General features: G+C 48.9%; 5 tRNA genes. All 5 read left to right on the forward strand.

Annotation, left to right across the window (positions count from 1 at the left end):
- Nucleotides 1-75: 75 nt before the first annotated feature.
- The 5 genes from HMPREF2810_RS02910 (at nt 76) to HMPREF2810_RS02930 (ending at nt 557) form a co-directional block, all read left to right on the forward strand.
- Nucleotides 76-164, forward strand: a tRNA-Ser gene (locus HMPREF2810_RS02910).
- 17 nt (nt 165-181) lie between these two features.
- Nucleotides 182-253: transfer RNA gene (locus HMPREF2810_RS02915), tRNA-Glu, on the forward strand.
- A gap of 27 nt (nt 254-280) precedes the next feature.
- Nucleotides 281-353 (forward strand) — tRNA-Val (locus HMPREF2810_RS02920).
- Between the two features lie 10 nt (nt 354-363).
- A tRNA-Asp gene (locus HMPREF2810_RS02925) sits at nt 364-439 on the forward strand.
- 45 nt (nt 440-484) lie between these two features.
- Nucleotides 485-557, forward strand: a tRNA-Phe gene (locus HMPREF2810_RS02930).
- Nucleotides 558-595 lie beyond the last annotated feature (38 nt).

The following is a 595-nucleotide window of genomic DNA, read 5'->3' on the forward strand; positions in this document are numbered from 1 at the left end:
TGATGTCGTAGGTTCGAGTCCTACTGCCGGAGTTTAACATATGAAATATCATGAGTATGTGCTTCTTTCAGCTATGGAGAGTTGTCCGAGAGGCCGAAGGAGCATGATTGGAAATCATGTAGGCGGTAAACACTGTCTCAAGGGTTCGAATCCCTTACTCTCCGTTTCATATTTACAAACTGGCCCGTTGGTCAAGCGGTTAAGACACCGCCCTTTCACGGCGGTAACACGGGTTCGAGTCCCGTACGGGTCATTTATTTTAATAGTAACATTCCTTTTTGGAGGTTTAGCTCAGCTGGGAGAGCACCTGCCTTACAAGCAGGGGGTCAGCGGTTCGATCCCGTTAACCTCCATTACTCGGTTGGTTCCGTGGTGTAGGGGTTAACATGCCTGCCTGTCACGCAGGAGATCGCGGGTTCAAATCCCGTCGGAACCGCCATTTAATGTTGTTACTTGAAAATTATTTGAACAAGCTTTTGTTTTAGGCGTGGTAGCTCAGTTGGTAGAGCAACGGATTGAAGCTCCGTGTGTCGGCAGTTCGACTCTGTCTCACGCCATTTATGGAGGAATAGCGAAGTGGCTAAACGCGACGGAC

It is taken from the genome of Enterococcus sp. HMSC078F03, from assembly GCF_001811595.1.
Taxonomy (GTDB): domain Bacteria; phylum Bacillota; class Bacilli; order Lactobacillales; family Enterococcaceae; genus Enterococcus; species Enterococcus faecalis.